Here is a 16,655-nt window from a genome sequence, read left to right on the forward strand (position 1 = left end):
TAATCGGTAATTTGAGATAGCAGGCTACTGCTTGCTCTTTACCGATAACCTGATAACCGATAACTGATAACCGATAACCTGAGTTGATAGTAACAGGAAATCACAAAATATGCCTCTCTAAAGTATAAATACCGTTTGGCTGATCTCATGACGAAACTATTTAATCAGTTACCACTTACCAGTTACCAATTACCAATTACCAGTTACCAATTAGAGGAGTGAAGTTATGATACCTTCGGTAAGCGAATTTCTTGAAGAAGTTACTAAATCTCCAATTAGAACTGAGTTAGTTAATTTCTTTTATGAAAATCAATTTGCTATGGATACAGCAAAAAATTTAGCCCGCTGGATAAATAAAGATTTATCGGAAGTGGAAAATGATTTAGAAAAATTAGTGAAATTAAAGGTTGTAGAAAAAATAGGTGAAGGGAAATCTGCAATTTACTCTTATACCCAAAATTTAGAGACAATTAACATCCTTGATAAATTTATCAGGATTATGCGTGGAGAAGAAAAATATGGCTAAAGAATCTGCGGTTCAACGAGTAAGGGGAACATTCGATTTATGCTATGAAGAATATTATCAATACGAGGAAATTCGAAATAAAATTAAGGCTTTTTTTGAATCCTTTGGTTATAGTTGTATTGAGGTCCCAATTGTAGAATATACAGACCTACATCTAAAAAAGTCAGGACAGGAGATTATCTCCAAAATGTACACCTTTAAAGACTACGGCAATCGAAGTGTTTGTCTGCGACCTGAAATAACTGCTTCAGTTGTTCGAGCCTTTATTAATAACTTACAAAATAATCCATTACCAGTAAAACTTTACTATATCGGTCCTGCCTTTAGATACGATACTCCACAGTTGGGTAGATACCGCCAATTTACTCATGCGGGCATAGAATTAATTGGAAGTAAAACTCCAATTTCAGATACAGAGGTTATCGCTATCGCTTTTCTGGGATTACAACTTCTTGGACTTGAAAGTTACCGTCTCGTCATTGGACACATTGGCTTTCTCTCCGAATTATTGGAGAAGTTAAAACTAAATGTGAAAATAAAAACATTTCTTATCGAGGCAATGGAAGAAGTTAGTAAAGGTAAAAGATTTGATGAAATCCTTAAGGGATTAAAAATAAAAAGCCAGAAGAAACAAACAGAGAAGGCATTAGAGTTCATTCAAGAATTAAGGCAGATTAAAGGCAAACCAGAAAATATTTTTACTCGAATAGAAACATTAGTGGCTGAATATGAACTTAATCCAAAACCTTTAGAGGAATTAAAAAGCATTATTAAAAATCTTGAGTATTTCAAAGATTTAAACTGGAACAAAATAACAATTGACCTTGGTTTTGGCAGAGGGCTACAATATTACACCGGGATGATTTTTGAGGTATATTGTGATGCACTCGGTGCGGAAAATCAAATATGTGGTGGTGGTAGGTATGATGAATTAATTGGAACATTGGGCGGACAAAAAGATATTCCGTCAATTGGATTTGCCTACGGCGTAGAGCGAGTAAAATTAGCCCTTGAAAAAGAAGATAAACTCTCTAAAGACGCCAGAAGACCTCAAATTTTTATTATTCCGATTGGCAAGGTAAATGATTATGCCTTAGAAATCGCTCAGAAACTACGCCAATTAAAATTAAGGGTAGAAATAGATGTGATGGAGCGGAAGGTCAGTCGCAACCTTGAATATGCTGACCTCTCAAAAATACCTTTTGCCGTAATCGTTGGTGAAGATGAAAAGGCAAATTCTACATTTAAACTAAGAAATATGCAAACAAAACAAGAACAGACTATCTTATTTGACCAAATCAGCAAAGTGGCGGATTTACTGGAAGATAGAAGTGTGTAAGAAAATATTACAACCTTTTGTTGAATTAGAGTAACTATTCAGCCACTGATTGACACGGATTAACACGGATGAAATAGAAGGGCAAGGGGCAAGGGATAAGAAGAGACACAGGTTAGAGGCGGATGTCCCCCGCTGGCGAGGGATTAAGAGAGTGGATGTCCCCTTCTGGAGGGGGTAAGGGGGAGGAATCTTCCTTCAAGAAAGAAGCAACAACCCCCTTAACCCCCTTTATTAAGGGGGAATAGTTTGTTATCGAGAAACTATTTTTATTTTCTGTGTTTCATCTGTGTTCATCTGTGGCTGAATAGTTACCAAAAATCACAGATTATGCCCTTATTGAGTATAAATACAGTTCTGGATACTGATGACGGGTTAAATGATATGTAATTACCATTTACCAATCACCAGTTACCCAAATTATACGAAGAGGTAAAAAGCTATGACTAAATTGGTTATCGAATCAGATGAACTACCATATACATCGCTATTGATTAAAACTGCAATTGTAGATGAGTTAAAGACAATATCATGGGCTATAGAAATGACTATAAGGAGATTAAAGGAATTTGAGCAGAAGTATAAAAAGACATCTGTTGAATTTTATCAGCAATTTCAGAAAGGGATAACAGGCGACAGCGAAGAAGTGATGGAATGGGCTGGCGAATATGAAACATTACTCAGATTACAACAAAACTTCAGTCGATTAAAGGAAATAGAAATTGGAGATAGAAGATTATTTTAACCATGTTGAAAAAATAATCAATAATTGTCCAGTGGTGCAAAATATTCAAGTTTTTAAACAAACAAAAACAGAAGTAAGTGGGGTAATGAAAATAAGACTATATTTTATAGATGGTTCAGAGCTACACTCGATGGAATTTATAGAGATAAAAGAAGAACCAGAAAAATATAAATATCGGTATCATTACCAAAAAGATAATAAAATAATTTTTAGATACGATGATGCTCCACATCATCATGAATTAATTAACTTCCCTCACCATAAACATATTGGCGAAGAGGATAAAATAGAACCAGTTTCTAAAGAACCAACCTTATCTTCTATATTAAAAGAGATAGAGGAGAAGATATATAACTTAAAAAAAATAGAACTTCACGAAATTTAAGGAATGTGCTAATTTCCCATTAGAAAAGGAGGTTTTACAATGAAAATTTATAAGAATAGTTTCCTTGCGTTAATATTATTATTTCTGGTTGGAACAGCATCAGCCACTATTCCCAAAAATGTCCAGATAACTAATGTTACTGATAACCAATTTATTATCTCATGGATTACGGATGTCAATGAAATTGGATATATTATGTGGGGGACAAATACGGGTTCATTAAGTGAAAGGGCATTGGATATTCGAGATACGGGAACTCCAACAATCCAGGATGATACCCATTATGTAAAAGTGATGAGCAATTCAACAATAACTATTGGAGCGACAACTACTTATTACTACCAAATTGTCTCAGGCACACAAACCTCTGGTGTGGGTTCTGTTACCACAGGTGTTGAGAAGACATCTGAAACAAAGCCTGGGGTATATGGTTATGTATATAAATGGGGACCTAATCCAGCCACAGGGACTATTGTTTATCTTATGCTTCAAGATGCTGATGGAACTTCTACTTTGGGCACTTCTGCCCTTTACTCAGAATTAATCCTTTCACCAGACGGTGGATGGGTTGCCTTGCCGGCTAATTTTAGAATTCCTGACTTAAGTGACTTTTTCGATTACTCGGATAATGATAACCTCTGGATATACACTGAAGGGGCAAATGATGGCACAGCAACTTTGACCTTAAAAATAGGGAGCTCAAGTCCGACTCCGGATATTATCATTCCTCCTGATACCATACCACCAGGCACGCCAACAGTAATAGACGATGGTATTTATTCTACCCGACTTTATGCTACCTGGCAGGCACAAGACGGACAATCAGGAATTATCGAATATATGATTGCTATTGGCACAACTCAAGGAGGAACAGATACACTTGATTGGAAATCGGTTGGAACTGAAACTGAATTTATAGGAATGGGCACACAAGGTCTCACTTATTATTTTAGTGTGAAGGCAAAAGATAGAGCTGGATGGTGGAGTCCTATTGGTTATAGTAATGGAGTAACAATTGTGGGACCATCTCCTCATCTTCCTGCTAAAATCCCTGTTTATCCTAATCCATTTATACCCAGTAAGCATAATTCCATTACCTTTGGTGGAATAAATGAAGGTAGATTGACAAAAGAGGTTACCATTAAAATATTTACGATTGCCGGGGAATTGGTTGATAAGATTGAACGCACTGACTGTAATGGCCAGATTCAGTGGACACTTTCGCATAATTTAGCCTCTGGAATTTATATCTACTTAATCACCAACCCTCAAGGAGAACAGGCAAAAGGTAAATTAGGAATAATCAGATAAAATTTCAAGGAGTGGTAAGGAGGTTAAATGAAGTCTTTTAAACTATGGATTTTAGTAGTGATAATTTGTATGAATTTATGCGGTATAAATATAGAGATTTCCGGTGGTGAAGTGTTTTTATGCCCGCCGCATCCTGATTTATTGGAAAAATTGAAAAAAGAAGGAAGGCTTGAAGAGATAAGTAGACTTCTTGTTAAAAAACCTCAGTACATTGATAGACCTTTACCTATAACAACGGCGGTAATAGGAACAAAAAGTGCTGTTGTGCTTCTCATTCAATTTCCAGATAAAGCTGCTACTACTTCATCATCACATTTTTCTGATTTACTTTTATCTAAAGGAAGTTATTCTACTGGTAGTATGCGAGATTACTATTGTGAATCCTCTTATGGTAAATTAGATATTGAGGGTGGAATAAGTAATTGGTATACTGCAAATAACAATTATAATAATTATATTCCGGAGGGTAAATGGGCAGAATTAATAAAAGAAACAATAGAAAAAGCTAACCCTGATGTTAATTTTGCCCAATATGATAAAAATAATGATGGAATTGTGGATATTCTGATTGTTGTTCATGCTGGTAGTGGAGGTGAAGAAGGAGGAAACGATATTTGGTCACATATGAGTAAATTGGTTCCGCCTGTTGTAGTTGATAATAAATATATTACTGCTTATGCTATGTGTCCTGAAAATGGTAAAATTGGTGTATTCTCTCATGAAGTAGGACATCTGTTAGGACTACCTGATTTATATGATACAGACAAAAACTCTGAAGGAATAGGAAAGTGGAGTCTTATGAGCTCTGGTAATTGGTTAGGTAGTCCGTATGGAGTATCTCCTGCACATCCTGATGCCTGGTGTAAAATTCAGTTAGGGTGGGTAACACCTACTACGGTAACTACAAATATGGATAATGTCCAAATTCCACAGATAGAGACAAATCCTACTATTTATAAACTCTGGAAAAGTGGTCAGCCAGGTAAAGAATATTTCTTAGTAGAAAATCGACAAAAAGTAGGCTTTGACAGTTATCTTCCAGGTAGTGGATTACTTATCTACCATGTAGATGAAAAGATAAAAGATTATTATCTTGATTCAAATGAATGGAATAAACATCAATGGTATCCGGGACTAAATCCTTTACCTTATAACCACTATTTAGTGGCAGTTGAACAGGCAGATGGAAAGTGGGATCTTGAGAAAAATATAAATAGAGGGGATTCAGGTGATATTTATTATAGTAATAGGCTATTTTATAACTATTCTACACCTAATAGTAAAGATTACTATGATAACTTAACCTATGTAGCCGTAACTAATATCAGTAATTCTCAATCTACTATGATAGCTGACCTATGGATAAATGCTACCTTTACACCAACTACTAGGAGGATAATTGTCTATCCTAATCCCTTTTATTCAAAAGACAAACAAATTACCTTTGCTCATCTACCAGATAACTCAATCATTAAAATCTTTACCATTGCAGGTGAATTGATAACGACAATTAGGGGTGATAATGTTGGTGAGGCAAAATGGCAACCTGTTGATATTGCCAGTGGTATTTATCTTTATTTGATTGAGAGTGAAGGAAAGGTTATAGAGAAAGGTAAAGTGGGTGTTTTACGATAATTGGTAACCGTTCAGCCACAGAGGCACAGAGTTCACAGAGGATTAGAGAAATTAGCCACAAATGGACACGAATTATAGCACTTATTAATCGAAATTTAACATAGATATGGCTATGAAATTCCAAATCACAAATTCCACAAATTCCATTTAGTGAATTAGTGAATTAAGCGAATTAGCGAATTAGTAAAATCTAATCTCTAATTCACTAATCTCTAATTCGCTTTTTGGTATGTGGAATTTGGTGCTTGGGATTTGGGATTTTTCCCTTATCCACTCTGAGTAAAATTTTGACTAATAACTGCTCTATATTCCCTCTGTGTTCTCTGTGACTCTGTGGCTATATCCCTGAACGGTTACGATAATTGTAGTGTAAATAAGGGAAAAAGGGAAAAATGGAAAAGGAAGAAATAGATAAATACAGAGAAAGTTTCCTCTCAAGATTAAAACAACAACAACTCTCTAATAAAAAAAGACAGACTCAAGCTCTATTTGACCTTGAAAAAATTAAAAAATACCTGATAGAAGAAGTTGGAGTAAAGGAAATATATTTATTTGGCTCAATTATTAGTGATACCTTTAATCAAACATCAGATATAGACCTGGCAGTAAGCGGTGTCAAAGATGAAGATTTCCTTAAAGTATATTCTAAACTTGATGACTTTACTTCTTTTAATATTGAACTAATCGATTTAGATGAAAAAGATGATTTCTTAAGACAACAGATTAGAAAAAGGGGTAAAAAGATATATGAAAGAGGGTAAGGAACAAATCAATACATTAATTGCACAGATAGATAATGATTTATTGGCGATGAAAAATATTGAGGATAAGATTGAAGAACTATACTCCACAATGGATAAAGATAATATCAAAGATAAAGATAACGCCGCACTTGGCTACTACTTACACAACCTCTATAATGCGGTAGAATCGATTCTGAAGAGATTATCTATTTTTTTTGAGAATTCCATACAGGGTGATACATGGCATACAGATTTACTTAAACGAATGGCCCTGGAAATACCAGAAGTAAGACCAACAGTAATATCTAATAAAACCTATGTTATGTTGAATGAACTTAGGAAATTTAGACATATATTTTGCCATGCCTATGATTATGAATTACGATTCAAAAGAATGGATGAATTGTGGAAAGAGTATTTGGAAAACAAAGATTATTTTTTGAAAGATATGAATAGGATTAATCAAGTGCTTAAGGATATGAGGTAAGAGATGGATAAAAGTAAAATAGAGGAACTGCGTCGATATTTTGAAAAGAGAAATGATGTTTGTCTGGCGTTTTTATTTGGCTCGCAGGCTAAATCTGTGTTTTGCCAGGAATCAGATGTTGACCTGGCGGTATATTTAAATGATACTTCTATGGAAACCCAAATTTGGTTAGATGTAGAACGAATAGTAAAAAAAGAGGTGGATTTAATCATCCTTAATCGGGCTAAACCTATTATTAGCTGGGAGGCAATTAGAGGCATCCCACTCATAATAAAAGATGACCGGCTTTATTTAAACTTTCTCTTAGAAGTTTCATGGGAGGCACAAGATTTAATAGAATTTAACATTGATGCCTGGAAAATGAAGGAAGAGGTGAAGGCATGTCATCTATAAAAAAAATCGTAACCGTTCAGGTAATCCTTTACCGCAAAGACGCAGAGAAACAGAGAAGAAAATATCTTTTTTTCGCGTTTTTCGGTGTTTAAAAAGGCTTAAAAACAGTTAGTCGAAAGTCCGTATTAAAAGATTAATAAACAACGAAAACCCCGAAATGCACAAAAAAAGGGAATTTCTGTCTCTGGTGAATAGATTTTAATTTTTTCTCTGCGTCTCTGTGTCTCTGCGGTGAACGGTTACAAAAAATCTTATATTGAAAGGTTAGTAAAAATCTTCGACTTTATGAAGAAAATCAAGGTTAAGTATGCTTTCTCGATTACATATCAAAGATTTTGTCTTAATTGATGATTTAGAAATAGAGTTTTCTCCTGGACTTAATATCTTTACTGGTGAAACAGGGGCAGGTAAAACCATTATTATTGACGCCATTAATGCCGTTTTAGGTGAGCGGGTAAAAACTGACTACATTCGGACTGGAAGTGAAAAAAGTGTCATTTCTGCCTTATTTGAAATCAAAGAGAACTCCGGGATAAGAAATCTCTTAGAAACCTACGGTATCCCATTATCAGACCAAAATCTCCTTCTTGAACGGGAAATTTTATCCTCTGGAAAACACTTGTGCCGAATTAACGGTAAATTAGTTACTCTAAATGTGTTAGCCCAGCTCGGAGAAAATTTAGTTGATATTCATGGCCAACACCAACATCAATCTTTACTTAATCAAAATACCCAATTAAACCTGTTGGATGAATACGGTGAATTTAATGAATTAAGCAGAGAGGTTAACCAGATTTATAGACAATTCACGGCACTAATTGACCGATTAAATACACTTTCTTTTGAGAACCAGGAAAGAATCAGGCAACTTGATTTGTTAAAATTTGAGCATGAAGAAATCGAGCAGGCAAACCTTATCCCGGGGGAGGATGAAGAATTAGAACAGGAGGTAAAAATCCTGCGAAATGCAGAGAAACTTCATATCCTGGCACAAGAAGCCTATCACCTCCTTTATGGCACTGAGGCAATCAATGCCAACTTCTATCAGGTCCAAAAGAAGTTATCCGAAATAACCGAACTCGACCCATCATTAAAAGAACCCTTGCAGATGGCTCAAAATCTCTACTACCAATTAGAAGAACTAACCAGACAGGTAGATAATTATACTCAAAAGATTAAATTTGACCCGGCTAAATTAGAAGAGATTGAATCAAGATTAGATTTGATGAGTAAATTAAAACGAAAATATGGGGGGACAATTTCAGCCATCCTTGAATACAAGGAGAAAATAACTACCCAGATAAATTCAATTACCTATAATGAAGAAGAGATTGACAATCTCAAGAAACAACTTGCGGAAATAACCGTTTTATTAGAGGCAAAGATAAATGAGTTATCGCAAAAAAGAAAAGAAGTAGCCCATAAATTAGCCAATGAGATAATTCTGGAATTATCTGATTTAGGGATGAAAAAGGCACAATTTGAAGTGAAGATAGAGGCAAAACAGCAAAGCGATAGTTTGATTAAACTTGATGGTATGCCTGTTAAGGTAACTTCAACGGGTGCAGACCTCATCGAATTTTTAATCTCTCCTAATGTTGGTGAGGCATTAAAACCATTAGCCGATATTGCTTCAGGTGGAGAGATTTCACGGGTGATGTTAGCCATAAAAACTATTTTAGCCCAGGTAGATGAAATTCCAACACTTATCTTTGATGAGATAGATACCGGGATTGGGGGAACAATTGGGCAGAAAGTCGGGGCAAAGTTAAAACACATAAGTCATAGTCGGCAGGTAATTTGCATTACACACTTACCTCAAATCGCCGCTTATGCCCAAATTCATCTCTATGTTGAAAAAAAGATTGTAGGAAGTAAAACACAGACTTATGTTCGCAAATTGGATAAAACCGACCGGCTGAACGAATTAGCCCTTCTTTTAGACGGACACGAAATCTCACCCATATCATTAAAACATGCTGAAGAACTATTAGAGAAGGTAGCAAGTAGGGAGATTGGAGGGAATTTTAGATTGTAACATTTTAGCCATCTGAAGTGAAATTCAGGTAATCAGTTATCGGTCATCAGGTTATCGGTAAAGGGAAAAGATCAATTGGTTGTTACCGATTACCGATTACCTGATTACCGATTACCTTACACTTCATTTGGGTAAATAGTTACTTTAGATTTTAGATTTTGGAGGTAACAAATCAATGCGTATATCAAAATTGTTTCTAAATACACTTTTTCAAGACCCACAGGATGCTGAGATTATCAGCCATAAATTGATGTTACGAGCCGGGTTAATAAGAAAATTGGCGGCAGGCATTTATTCTTATTTACCTTTAGGTCTTAAAGTGCTAAATAAGATAATTAATATTGTGCGTGAAGAAATGAACAGGATTGGTGCCCAAGAAGTGCTTTTACCCACACTTCATCCGGCTTCTCTCTGGGAAGAAACAGGTCGATGGGCGGCGTATGGAGATGATATGTTTAAACTAACAGACCGTAAAAAAAGCCCATTTGGACTTGGACCGACCCATGAAGAGATAATTACGGATTTGGTTCGTCGGGAGGTAAAATCATATCGCCAACTACCTCTTTCTCTTTATCAGATTCAAACTAAATTTCGAGACGAACCAAGACCAAGATTTGGAATGATACGCGGTCGGGAATTTTTAATGAAAGATGCCTACTCTTTTCATCCGGATGACAAATCCGCAGAAGAAATATATCAGGATTTTTATAATGCCTACGCTAAAATATTTACCCGCTGTGGGTTAAAATTTCAAATAGTTGAGGCAGAATCAGGACTTATTGGAGGTTCTTTCTCACATGAATTTATGGCTTTTTCACCTGCAGGTGAAGAAAGAATGGTATGTTGCGATAAGTGTGGTTATGCGGCTAATCTTGAAAAGGCAGAGTGTGGAAGAAATCAGAAGTCAGAAGTCAGAAGTCAGAAGTTAGAAGAATTAAAATTAATTGATACCCCGGAGATGAAAACGGTGGAAGAGGTAAGTAGTTTTCTGAAAGTTAGCCCGGCTCAATTGGTTAAAACCTTGATTTATAAGGCAGACGATAAGGTCATTGGAGTCCTTATCCCCGGGGATGAGGAAGCCAATGAGAGTAAATTAAGAAGTGCTCTTGGGGTTAAAGAATTAGTATTGGCTGACCCAGAGACCATTGAAAGGGTAACAAAAGCACCAGTAGGATTTGCCGGACCTGTTGGTCTGGAAGATACGCCACTCATTGCGGATTATTCCATCCAGACAAAGATAAATTTTGTCGTTGGTGGAAATAAAAAAGATGCCCATTACATAAATGCTAATTTTGAGCGTGATTTTAAGATAGATAAATTTGAAGATATTAAGATTGCTCAAGATAATGACCCCTGTGGAAGGTGTGGTAGCGGTCATCTAAAGATAAGTTATGGGATTGAATTGGGACATACATTTAAGTTAGGCACTAAATATTCTGAGGCAATGGGTGCGGTCTTTTTAGATGAAAAAGGACAGGAAAAAACGATGATTATGGGCTGTTATGGGATTGGGGTAAGTCGAATGATCGCCGCTTACATTGAACAAAACAATGATGAAAGAGGAATTATCTGGCAACCAAATATCGCTCCTTATGAGGTTTTAATCCTGCCAATTAATGTTAGAGACTCCGAACAAATAAATTTAGCCATAAAAATATATAATTTACTGCTTAACGAGAACATAGAAGTATTGTTAGATGACCGTGATGAGCGACCTGGGAGAAAATTTACTGACGCAGATTTAATTGGTATTCCTATTCAAGTTATCATTGGTGCCAAAACAAAATCTTCAGGTGAGGTTGAACTCTGTTTAAGAAAAACAAAGGAAAAGATTTTTGTCTCCCTTGAAAATCTGGTTCAAAAAATAAAAGCACAGCAATTCTAATTATGAAAATGTGTAAGCAAGGAGAATTGGAGAATAGGGAGAAAGAGGAGAAAATATAACCACTAATAGGACACGAATAAGCACGAAACAGAGGATTATTAGGATTATTCGTGACTAATTTTAATCACCTTCTCCATTTCTCCATTTTTTCCCTTTCCCCTTTTTTACACAATTTCTGTCATAATGAGAATTGCTGATAAAAGCAAAAGTTTGTTGACAAACCTGTCCTTAAAATGCTATAATTCAATATAGAATTTCACGAAATTAAAAACAAGTAAATGGTAACTAATTACCATTCACCAATTACCATTTACCAAATTAAAAGGGGATTAAATGAAAAAGTTAAAAATAATTGCCGGTAACTGTATCCTGGAAAATCTTGATACTTCGGTAAAGACGATTGAGGCATTAATAGATTTCTCAAAAGAATACGATTTTGAAATTATCTACAAAAGTTCGTTTAAAAAAGATAATCGCTCAAGTTATAATTATTATACAGGTCCTGATTTAGAAGAAAGTATCAAGATATTTAAATATTTAAAAGAAAAATATGGAGTAAGTTTAATCACCGATTTTCATAATCTTTATGAGATTGACAGCGAAATAGTCGATGTAGTGGATATTCTTCAGATACCTGCTTATCTTTGTATGCAAACCGAGCTTGTTTTAAAAATCGCCAGTGTGGGCAAACCAGTTAATATCAAAAAAGGACAATTTCTCCATCCTGAAGATGTAGGTAAAATTGTGAAAAAAATTGAAAGCACTGGCAACAATAAAATTATGATTACTGAGAGAGGAACTTGCTTTGGTTATAGAGACCTTGTAGTTGACCCGAGGTCTTTTTTTATACTCAAATCTTTTGGTTATCCTGTGTTTTTTGATGCGGGTCATTCAATCCGAAAATATGGTGTGCCATCCGCTGACCTTGAGAAAGGTGGAGCAAAAGAATATGTTAATACCCTGGCCTGTGCCGCTATTGCTTGTAAAATCGATGGAATATTCGTTGAGGTCCACCCTCAACCTGAAATAGCCCAATGCGATGCGGCCACTCAGCTTTCATTTAAAGAGTTTGAAAATTTGGTCAAAGATATTATACCTATCTGGAAGGCGGTTAAATCACGAAGTCTCTCGGATAAAAAATTCCCCTCTTGAGAGGGGTTAGGGGGGTGTTTTTCTCTGCGAACTCTTTTGTGTCTGCGATGAACAGTTACTTATGTCTGAATTGAAGAAGTCCTTCAAAATTTTCTTGCTTTTTTTGACAAAGGATGTTATAATTAAATAGTATATAAAAGGAAGGTTAGTATGATAACAAAAATAAATGTTGAGGGATTTAAACTTCATGCAAAAACTTCTATAAACGCTAAACCAATAACTATATTCATAGGTCCAAATAATAGTGGTAAATCAAGCTTGATACAGGCTGTTCAATCACTTTGTCAAACAACAAATTCTAATATTTTTATCCCACACATACGGAGATTACCCGAAAAATCAGCTTACTTATATCCATGTAATACCTATAAAATTGACCCTGGCAGGTTTGAAGATGTCCTTAAAAAAGGGAGTGAATATATTTGTATAGCATTAGCAGGCAAGACTTCTGGGAGGGTACTTAGTGAAAAAAATAAGATAATGGAGGTAGAATTTGAAGTTAAAATAAAAGATAATTATCTCTTATCTCATAAGGGACGAGTAAAAGATTACTACTGGTGGGACTATAATATAGGAAATTCACAGGCACAAAATGTTTGCAAGGGAGTTCATCCAACAGGAAACTTTCAATTGGTGGATAAACTTAAGTGTGATAATGATAATTTCCCTATGAATTTATTAGAATCGTGTTACTTCATATATCCAATAAGAGGTTTTGAAGAGGCAGGTTATTTACTTCCTGAAGAACCTTCCCAAAGGTATTCTACACTTGAGAATATAACATTAAATGATAGAGTTGTAACTTTAATCGCCGCATTTGCCTATAATGCAGATTTACGAAAAGAAGTAGCTCAAAAACTCAGTCAGATTATGGGTTATGGAATAGACATTGACATTCAGTGGATAGGAAGTAATCGGGTTAAGATTTTGTTAAAAGAACCAGTAAATACACCTATAGTAAATGAAGGGTCAGGATTTCAACAAATGATATTTATCGTTTTACCACTTATTCTTATACCTGATAATTCCACAGTCTTTATTCAAGAGCCTGAGGTTCATCTACATCCAAAGGCCCAGGTAGAGATAGGAAGATTACTTATTAAATTTGTTGAAAATAAAAATAGCCAATTATTTATTGAAACGCATAGTGAACATATCTTACACGCATTTCTATATGCCATTGCTACACAACAAATATCAAAAGATGACTTAGCGATATATTATTTTGAGAATAAGGAATGGAGTGCAAAAGTAACTGCGCTTGAGATTGATGAATTAGGCAGGGTAAAGGATGGTTTTCCAGGATTCTTTGAGCAAAGTTTAGAAGAATTAACTGAGTTTTTAGATGCTATTAAGAGAAGGGAAAAATAACCGATGAAGAAAAGATTCCCTATTCCTCCAAAAATAATTAAGTATTATAAACTAATACAGACTATACCATATTTATACCAGTTAGGAATAAATCCTGAGTATAGTTTTAGGAGAGAGGATTTAGAATTTATTGAGAAACTAAAAAAAGTGAAGGGGATAACTATTTTTAAGCCTATACGGTTTAAAAGTGGGTTTGTAGGGCAAAATTTAACATTGGAAGAGTATTCATCACTTGGGATAGATAAAAAAATGTATCTTGAATCCACCCTTCTGGAAAATAATATGGACTGGCTCAACCAGAAATTTCAGGAATTGGATTCTGCATGGATAACAGTAGTCAATGGAGAAATAGTAACATACTCTCCTGACCTCAGTGAATATCCACAGGAAACTGATATATTAAAAATTTGCAAGGAGAAAGGAAAATTCCCCTTTATCTTTGTAAATAATGAACTTCTGGCAATTGAAGAAAGTTCATCCCGATGGTCAAAAACTAACCAACAAGATGATTACTATCCAACAATAAATATACAACTGAATTCATCAAACTTAACCTCGAAATTTATTGCAGACTTTGATACCGGAACTACTGAAATATTTGTGGATATGGACAGATTGATAACAAAAGGATTAATTAAAAAACCCTCTTCGTTCGAAGTCATCAAGAGATCTACCCATTTAGGCAAAGAATACTGGTATTATATAAAACCTCTGCGTATCGGTATAGTGCCAGAAAAAGGTAAAATTAAGAAAGATGAAAATTTTCCTGTGTTCTGTATTTGTAATTGGAATGAGGGGCCTTTTGTCTCTATAAATCCAAACCGTAGTGCTTTAGTAGGAAGGAAAATATTTTTGAAGATAGGGGCATCGGTTATACTCCACTTTACTAATCGAAAAACAGAGATCTATTAAAGTAACCGTTCAGGGATATAGCCACAGAGTCACAGAGAACACAGAGGGAATATATAACTACGAATGAACACGAATAATAAAAAGATTTGTAGTGCGAGGCTTTAACCTCGCTTCTGGCAAGCAGGAAAGCGAACCTAAAGGTTCGCACTACATTTATCGAATGTCAGAGAGGTTAATTCGTGTCCTTATGTGGCTAATTTCTCTAATTCTCTGTGAACTCTGTGCCTCTGTGGCTGAACGGTTACAGATTATTGATGCAGACATTGAAATAGTTATGACCTGCTTGCCGAATGTTCAGCAGGCAAGCCAGATTTGTGGTAACTGTTCAGGCTATAATACATCCGAAGAAGTCTCTCTGATAAAAAATTCCCCACCTGTGCGATTAGACTAATTCATCGCAGAGACGCAAAGGAAAAATAAATGTAAAATGTAAAATAGGAAATGAGAAATGGGAAATTTTAGTACTTCGCCAGACTCATTATCTTTCAGTTATACATTTTCATTGGACATTTCTCATTGGACATTATCCATTTTACATTTAACCGCACAGGTGGAAAACTCCCCTCTTAAGAGGGGTTAGGGGTGTGTTTTTCTCTGCATCTCTGTGTCTGTGTGGTGAACAGTTACGAATCCCCGAACTCCGAACCCCGAGAATTTACCTGATGACCGATAACTGATTACTAAATATAAATGGAGGAAGATAAAATGAAACTATATATTGATTCAGCAAATATTAATGCCATTGAGAAATATTCTAAAATGAAGATTTTCTCAGGCGTAACGACAACCCCTACTTTTTTCAGAAGAGAGGGAATAACGGATATACCAGGTGAGATAAAAAAAATCTCTAAGATAATTCCTGGTGAGATTCATATTGAAGCGATGGGAAACACGGCTGAGGAAATTATAGAAAGTGCTATGGCTAATATGGAAATGGGGCCCAATGTGATTTCAAAAATTCCTCTGCATCATGAGAGTATAAAAGCAGTTGAATACCTATCAGAAAAAGGAATTAAAACAAATGTTCACTTACTCTTTTCATTAAATCAGGCAATCCTGGCGGCATTAGCTGGAGCAACATATGTTTGTCCTCTTGTCGGAAGAATATATGATATTGGTTACGATGGTTTAAAGGTGATTGAGGAGATAATTATTGGTTTTAAGAAATACCCGGAAATAAAATCAAAGGTAATGGTTTCAAGTGTCCGAACACCAGAACATGTCCGTCAGGCGTTTTTAATTGGGGCTGATTGCATTACTATACCGCCTTTTGCCATAGAGCAAATGTTTCAACATCCCCTGACTAAATCAGGTATTGACAAATTCGAAGAAGATATTATGTTAACCCGGTATGTCAGAGATTTACTCCATTTAGGAGAAGATTTACCCGTTGTGACTGAAGAAACTTATATGAAAGATGCAATCGTTGAAATGACGAAGAAAAAACTCGGTATTGTTCTGGTTATAGACAAGGAAGGGAAATTGATAGGATGTATTACTGATGGTGACCTACGCCGAGCAATTCAAAAATTTCCAAATCTCTATGATTATCGTGCAGGAGAATGTATGACCGGAGAACCAAAAACAATATCAAAAGATGCTTTTGTTCATGAGGCTTTATCTATGATGGAAAAATCGAGTATTACTCAATTAATTACAGTTACAGAAAATCAGGAACCATTTGGAATAATTCACATCCATGACATCCTTAAATACAAAGGATTAAATACTTAAAG

Annotated in this window: 17 protein-coding genes; all 17 read left to right on the forward strand. The window is 35.3% G+C overall.

What is annotated here, in order from left to right; genetic code table 11:
* Positions 1-226 precede the first annotated feature (226 nt).
* The 17 genes from AB1414_01335 to AB1414_01415 all read left to right on the forward strand — a co-directional run bounded on the left by AB1414_01335 (position 227) and on the right by AB1414_01415 (position 16,653).
* Positions 227-526 (forward strand): hypothetical protein, encoded by a 300-nt coding sequence (locus AB1414_01335; GenBank protein MEW6606081.1) that lies wholly within the window; start codon positions 227-229, stop codon positions 524-526.
* On the forward strand, positions 519-1,865 hold the full coding sequence (gene hisS, locus AB1414_01340; protein ID MEW6606082.1) for a histidine--tRNA ligase: 1,347 nt from the start codon (positions 519-521) through the stop codon (positions 1,863-1,865). The genes AB1414_01335 and hisS overlap by 8 nt, the downstream gene beginning before the upstream one ends.
* Before the next feature lie 49 nt (positions 1,866-1,914).
* Positions 1,915-2,043, forward strand: coding sequence for a hypothetical protein (locus AB1414_01345; protein ID MEW6606083.1), 129 nt, complete (start codon positions 1,915-1,917; stop codon positions 2,041-2,043).
* A 261-nt stretch (positions 2,044-2,304) separates the two neighbouring features.
* Complete coding sequence (locus AB1414_01350; protein MEW6606084.1) at positions 2,305-2,607, forward strand: hypothetical protein; 303 nt, start codon at positions 2,305-2,307, stop codon at positions 2,605-2,607.
* On the forward strand, positions 2,585-2,992 hold the full coding sequence (locus AB1414_01355; GenBank protein ID MEW6606085.1) for a DUF6516 family protein: 408 nt from the start codon (positions 2,585-2,587) through the stop codon (positions 2,990-2,992). Before AB1414_01350 ends, AB1414_01355 begins: the two co-directional genes overlap by 23 nt.
* Before the next feature lie 39 nt (positions 2,993-3,031).
* Positions 3,032-4,303 carry a T9SS type A sorting domain-containing protein gene (locus AB1414_01360; protein ID MEW6606086.1) on the forward strand — a complete coding sequence of 424 codons (1,272 nt, stop codon included), beginning with the start codon at positions 3,032-3,034 and terminating at the stop codon, positions 4,301-4,303.
* 27 nt (positions 4,304-4,330) lie between these two features.
* The gene (locus AB1414_01365) at positions 4,331-5,938 is read left to right on the forward strand and encodes a M6 family metalloprotease domain-containing protein (protein MEW6606087.1); all 1,608 of its coding nucleotides are present in this window, start codon (positions 4,331-4,333) and stop codon (positions 5,936-5,938) included.
* 392 nt (positions 5,939-6,330) lie between these two features.
* The gene (locus AB1414_01370) at positions 6,331-6,699 is read left to right on the forward strand and encodes a nucleotidyltransferase domain-containing protein (GenBank protein MEW6606088.1); all 369 of its coding nucleotides are present in this window, start codon (positions 6,331-6,333) and stop codon (positions 6,697-6,699) included.
* Positions 6,686-7,168, forward strand: a complete 483-nt coding sequence (locus tag AB1414_01375) for a hypothetical protein (GenBank protein MEW6606089.1) — start codon at positions 6,686-6,688, stop codon at positions 7,166-7,168. Before AB1414_01370 ends, AB1414_01375 begins: the two co-directional genes overlap by 14 nt.
* Positions 7,169-7,171: 3 nt before the next feature.
* On the forward strand, positions 7,172-7,561 hold the full coding sequence (locus AB1414_01380) for a nucleotidyltransferase domain-containing protein (GenBank protein MEW6606090.1): 390 nt from the start codon (positions 7,172-7,174) through the stop codon (positions 7,559-7,561).
* 307 nt (positions 7,562-7,868) lie between these two features.
* Positions 7,869-9,599, forward strand: coding sequence for a DNA repair protein RecN (recN, locus tag AB1414_01385; protein ID MEW6606091.1), 1,731 nt, complete (start codon positions 7,869-7,871; stop codon positions 9,597-9,599).
* A 175-nt stretch (positions 9,600-9,774) separates the two neighbouring features.
* Positions 9,775-11,484 carry a proline--tRNA ligase gene (locus AB1414_01390; protein ID MEW6606092.1) on the forward strand — a complete coding sequence of 570 codons (1,710 nt, stop codon included), beginning with the start codon at positions 9,775-9,777 and terminating at the stop codon, positions 11,482-11,484.
* 333 nt (positions 11,485-11,817) lie between these two features.
* Positions 11,818-12,636, forward strand: a complete 819-nt coding sequence (gene kdsA, locus AB1414_01395) for a 3-deoxy-8-phosphooctulonate synthase (protein ID MEW6606093.1) — start codon at positions 11,818-11,820, stop codon at positions 12,634-12,636.
* A 150-nt stretch (positions 12,637-12,786) separates the two neighbouring features.
* On the forward strand, positions 12,787-14,007 hold the full coding sequence (locus tag AB1414_01400; GenBank protein MEW6606094.1) for a DUF3696 domain-containing protein: 1,221 nt from the start codon (positions 12,787-12,789) through the stop codon (positions 14,005-14,007).
* Positions 14,008-14,010: 3 nt separating this feature from the next.
* On the forward strand, positions 14,011-14,919 hold the full coding sequence (locus AB1414_01405; protein MEW6606095.1) for a hypothetical protein: 909 nt from the start codon (positions 14,011-14,013) through the stop codon (positions 14,917-14,919).
* Positions 14,920-15,079: 160 nt separating this feature from the next.
* Entirely contained in the window at positions 15,080-15,310 is a 231-nt protein-coding gene (locus tag AB1414_01410; GenBank protein ID MEW6606096.1) for a hypothetical protein, read from the forward strand.
* A 314-nt stretch (positions 15,311-15,624) separates the two neighbouring features.
* Entirely contained in the window at positions 15,625-16,653 is a 1,029-nt protein-coding gene (locus tag AB1414_01415) for a transaldolase family protein (protein MEW6606097.1), read from the forward strand.
* Positions 16,654-16,655 lie beyond the last annotated feature (2 nt).

The sequence above is a fragment of the bacterium genome (assembly GCA_040755795.1).
In the GTDB taxonomy this organism is placed as follows: Bacteria; UBA9089; CG2-30-40-21; order CG2-30-40-21; family SBAY01; genus JBFLXS01.

Bases quoted from the DNA above. Each gene is read 5' to 3' on its own strand.
- AB1414_01335 (MEW6606081.1), top strand. From the start codon at position 227: ATGATACCTTCGGTAAGCGAATTTCTTGAAGAAGTTACTAAATCTCCA.
- hisS (MEW6606082.1), top strand. From the start codon at position 519: ATGGCTAAAGAATCTGCGGTTCAACGAGTAAGGGGAACATTCGATTTA.
- AB1414_01350 (MEW6606084.1), top strand. From the start codon at position 2,305: ATGACTAAATTGGTTATCGAATCAGATGAACTACCATATACATCGCTA.
- AB1414_01360 (MEW6606086.1), top strand. From the start codon at position 3,032: ATGAAAATTTATAAGAATAGTTTCCTTGCGTTAATATTATTATTTCTG.
- AB1414_01365 (MEW6606087.1), top strand. From the start codon at position 4,331: ATGAAGTCTTTTAAACTATGGATTTTAGTAGTGATAATTTGTATGAAT.
- AB1414_01370 (MEW6606088.1), top strand. From the start codon at position 6,331: ATGGAAAAGGAAGAAATAGATAAATACAGAGAAAGTTTCCTCTCAAGA.
- AB1414_01375 (MEW6606089.1), top strand. From the start codon at position 6,686: ATGAAAGAGGGTAAGGAACAAATCAATACATTAATTGCACAGATAGAT.
- AB1414_01380 (MEW6606090.1), top strand. From the start codon at position 7,172: ATGGATAAAAGTAAAATAGAGGAACTGCGTCGATATTTTGAAAAGAGA.
- recN (MEW6606091.1), top strand. From the start codon at position 7,869: ATGCTTTCTCGATTACATATCAAAGATTTTGTCTTAATTGATGATTTA.
- AB1414_01390 (MEW6606092.1), top strand. From the start codon at position 9,775: ATGCGTATATCAAAATTGTTTCTAAATACACTTTTTCAAGACCCACAG.
- kdsA (MEW6606093.1), top strand. From the start codon at position 11,818: ATGAAAAAGTTAAAAATAATTGCCGGTAACTGTATCCTGGAAAATCTT.
- AB1414_01400 (MEW6606094.1), top strand. From the start codon at position 12,787: ATGATAACAAAAATAAATGTTGAGGGATTTAAACTTCATGCAAAAACT.
- AB1414_01405 (MEW6606095.1), top strand. From the start codon at position 14,011: ATGAAGAAAAGATTCCCTATTCCTCCAAAAATAATTAAGTATTATAAA.
- AB1414_01410 (MEW6606096.1), top strand. From the start codon at position 15,080: ATGTCAGAGAGGTTAATTCGTGTCCTTATGTGGCTAATTTCTCTAATT.
- AB1414_01415 (MEW6606097.1), top strand. From the start codon at position 15,625: ATGAAACTATATATTGATTCAGCAAATATTAATGCCATTGAGAAATAT.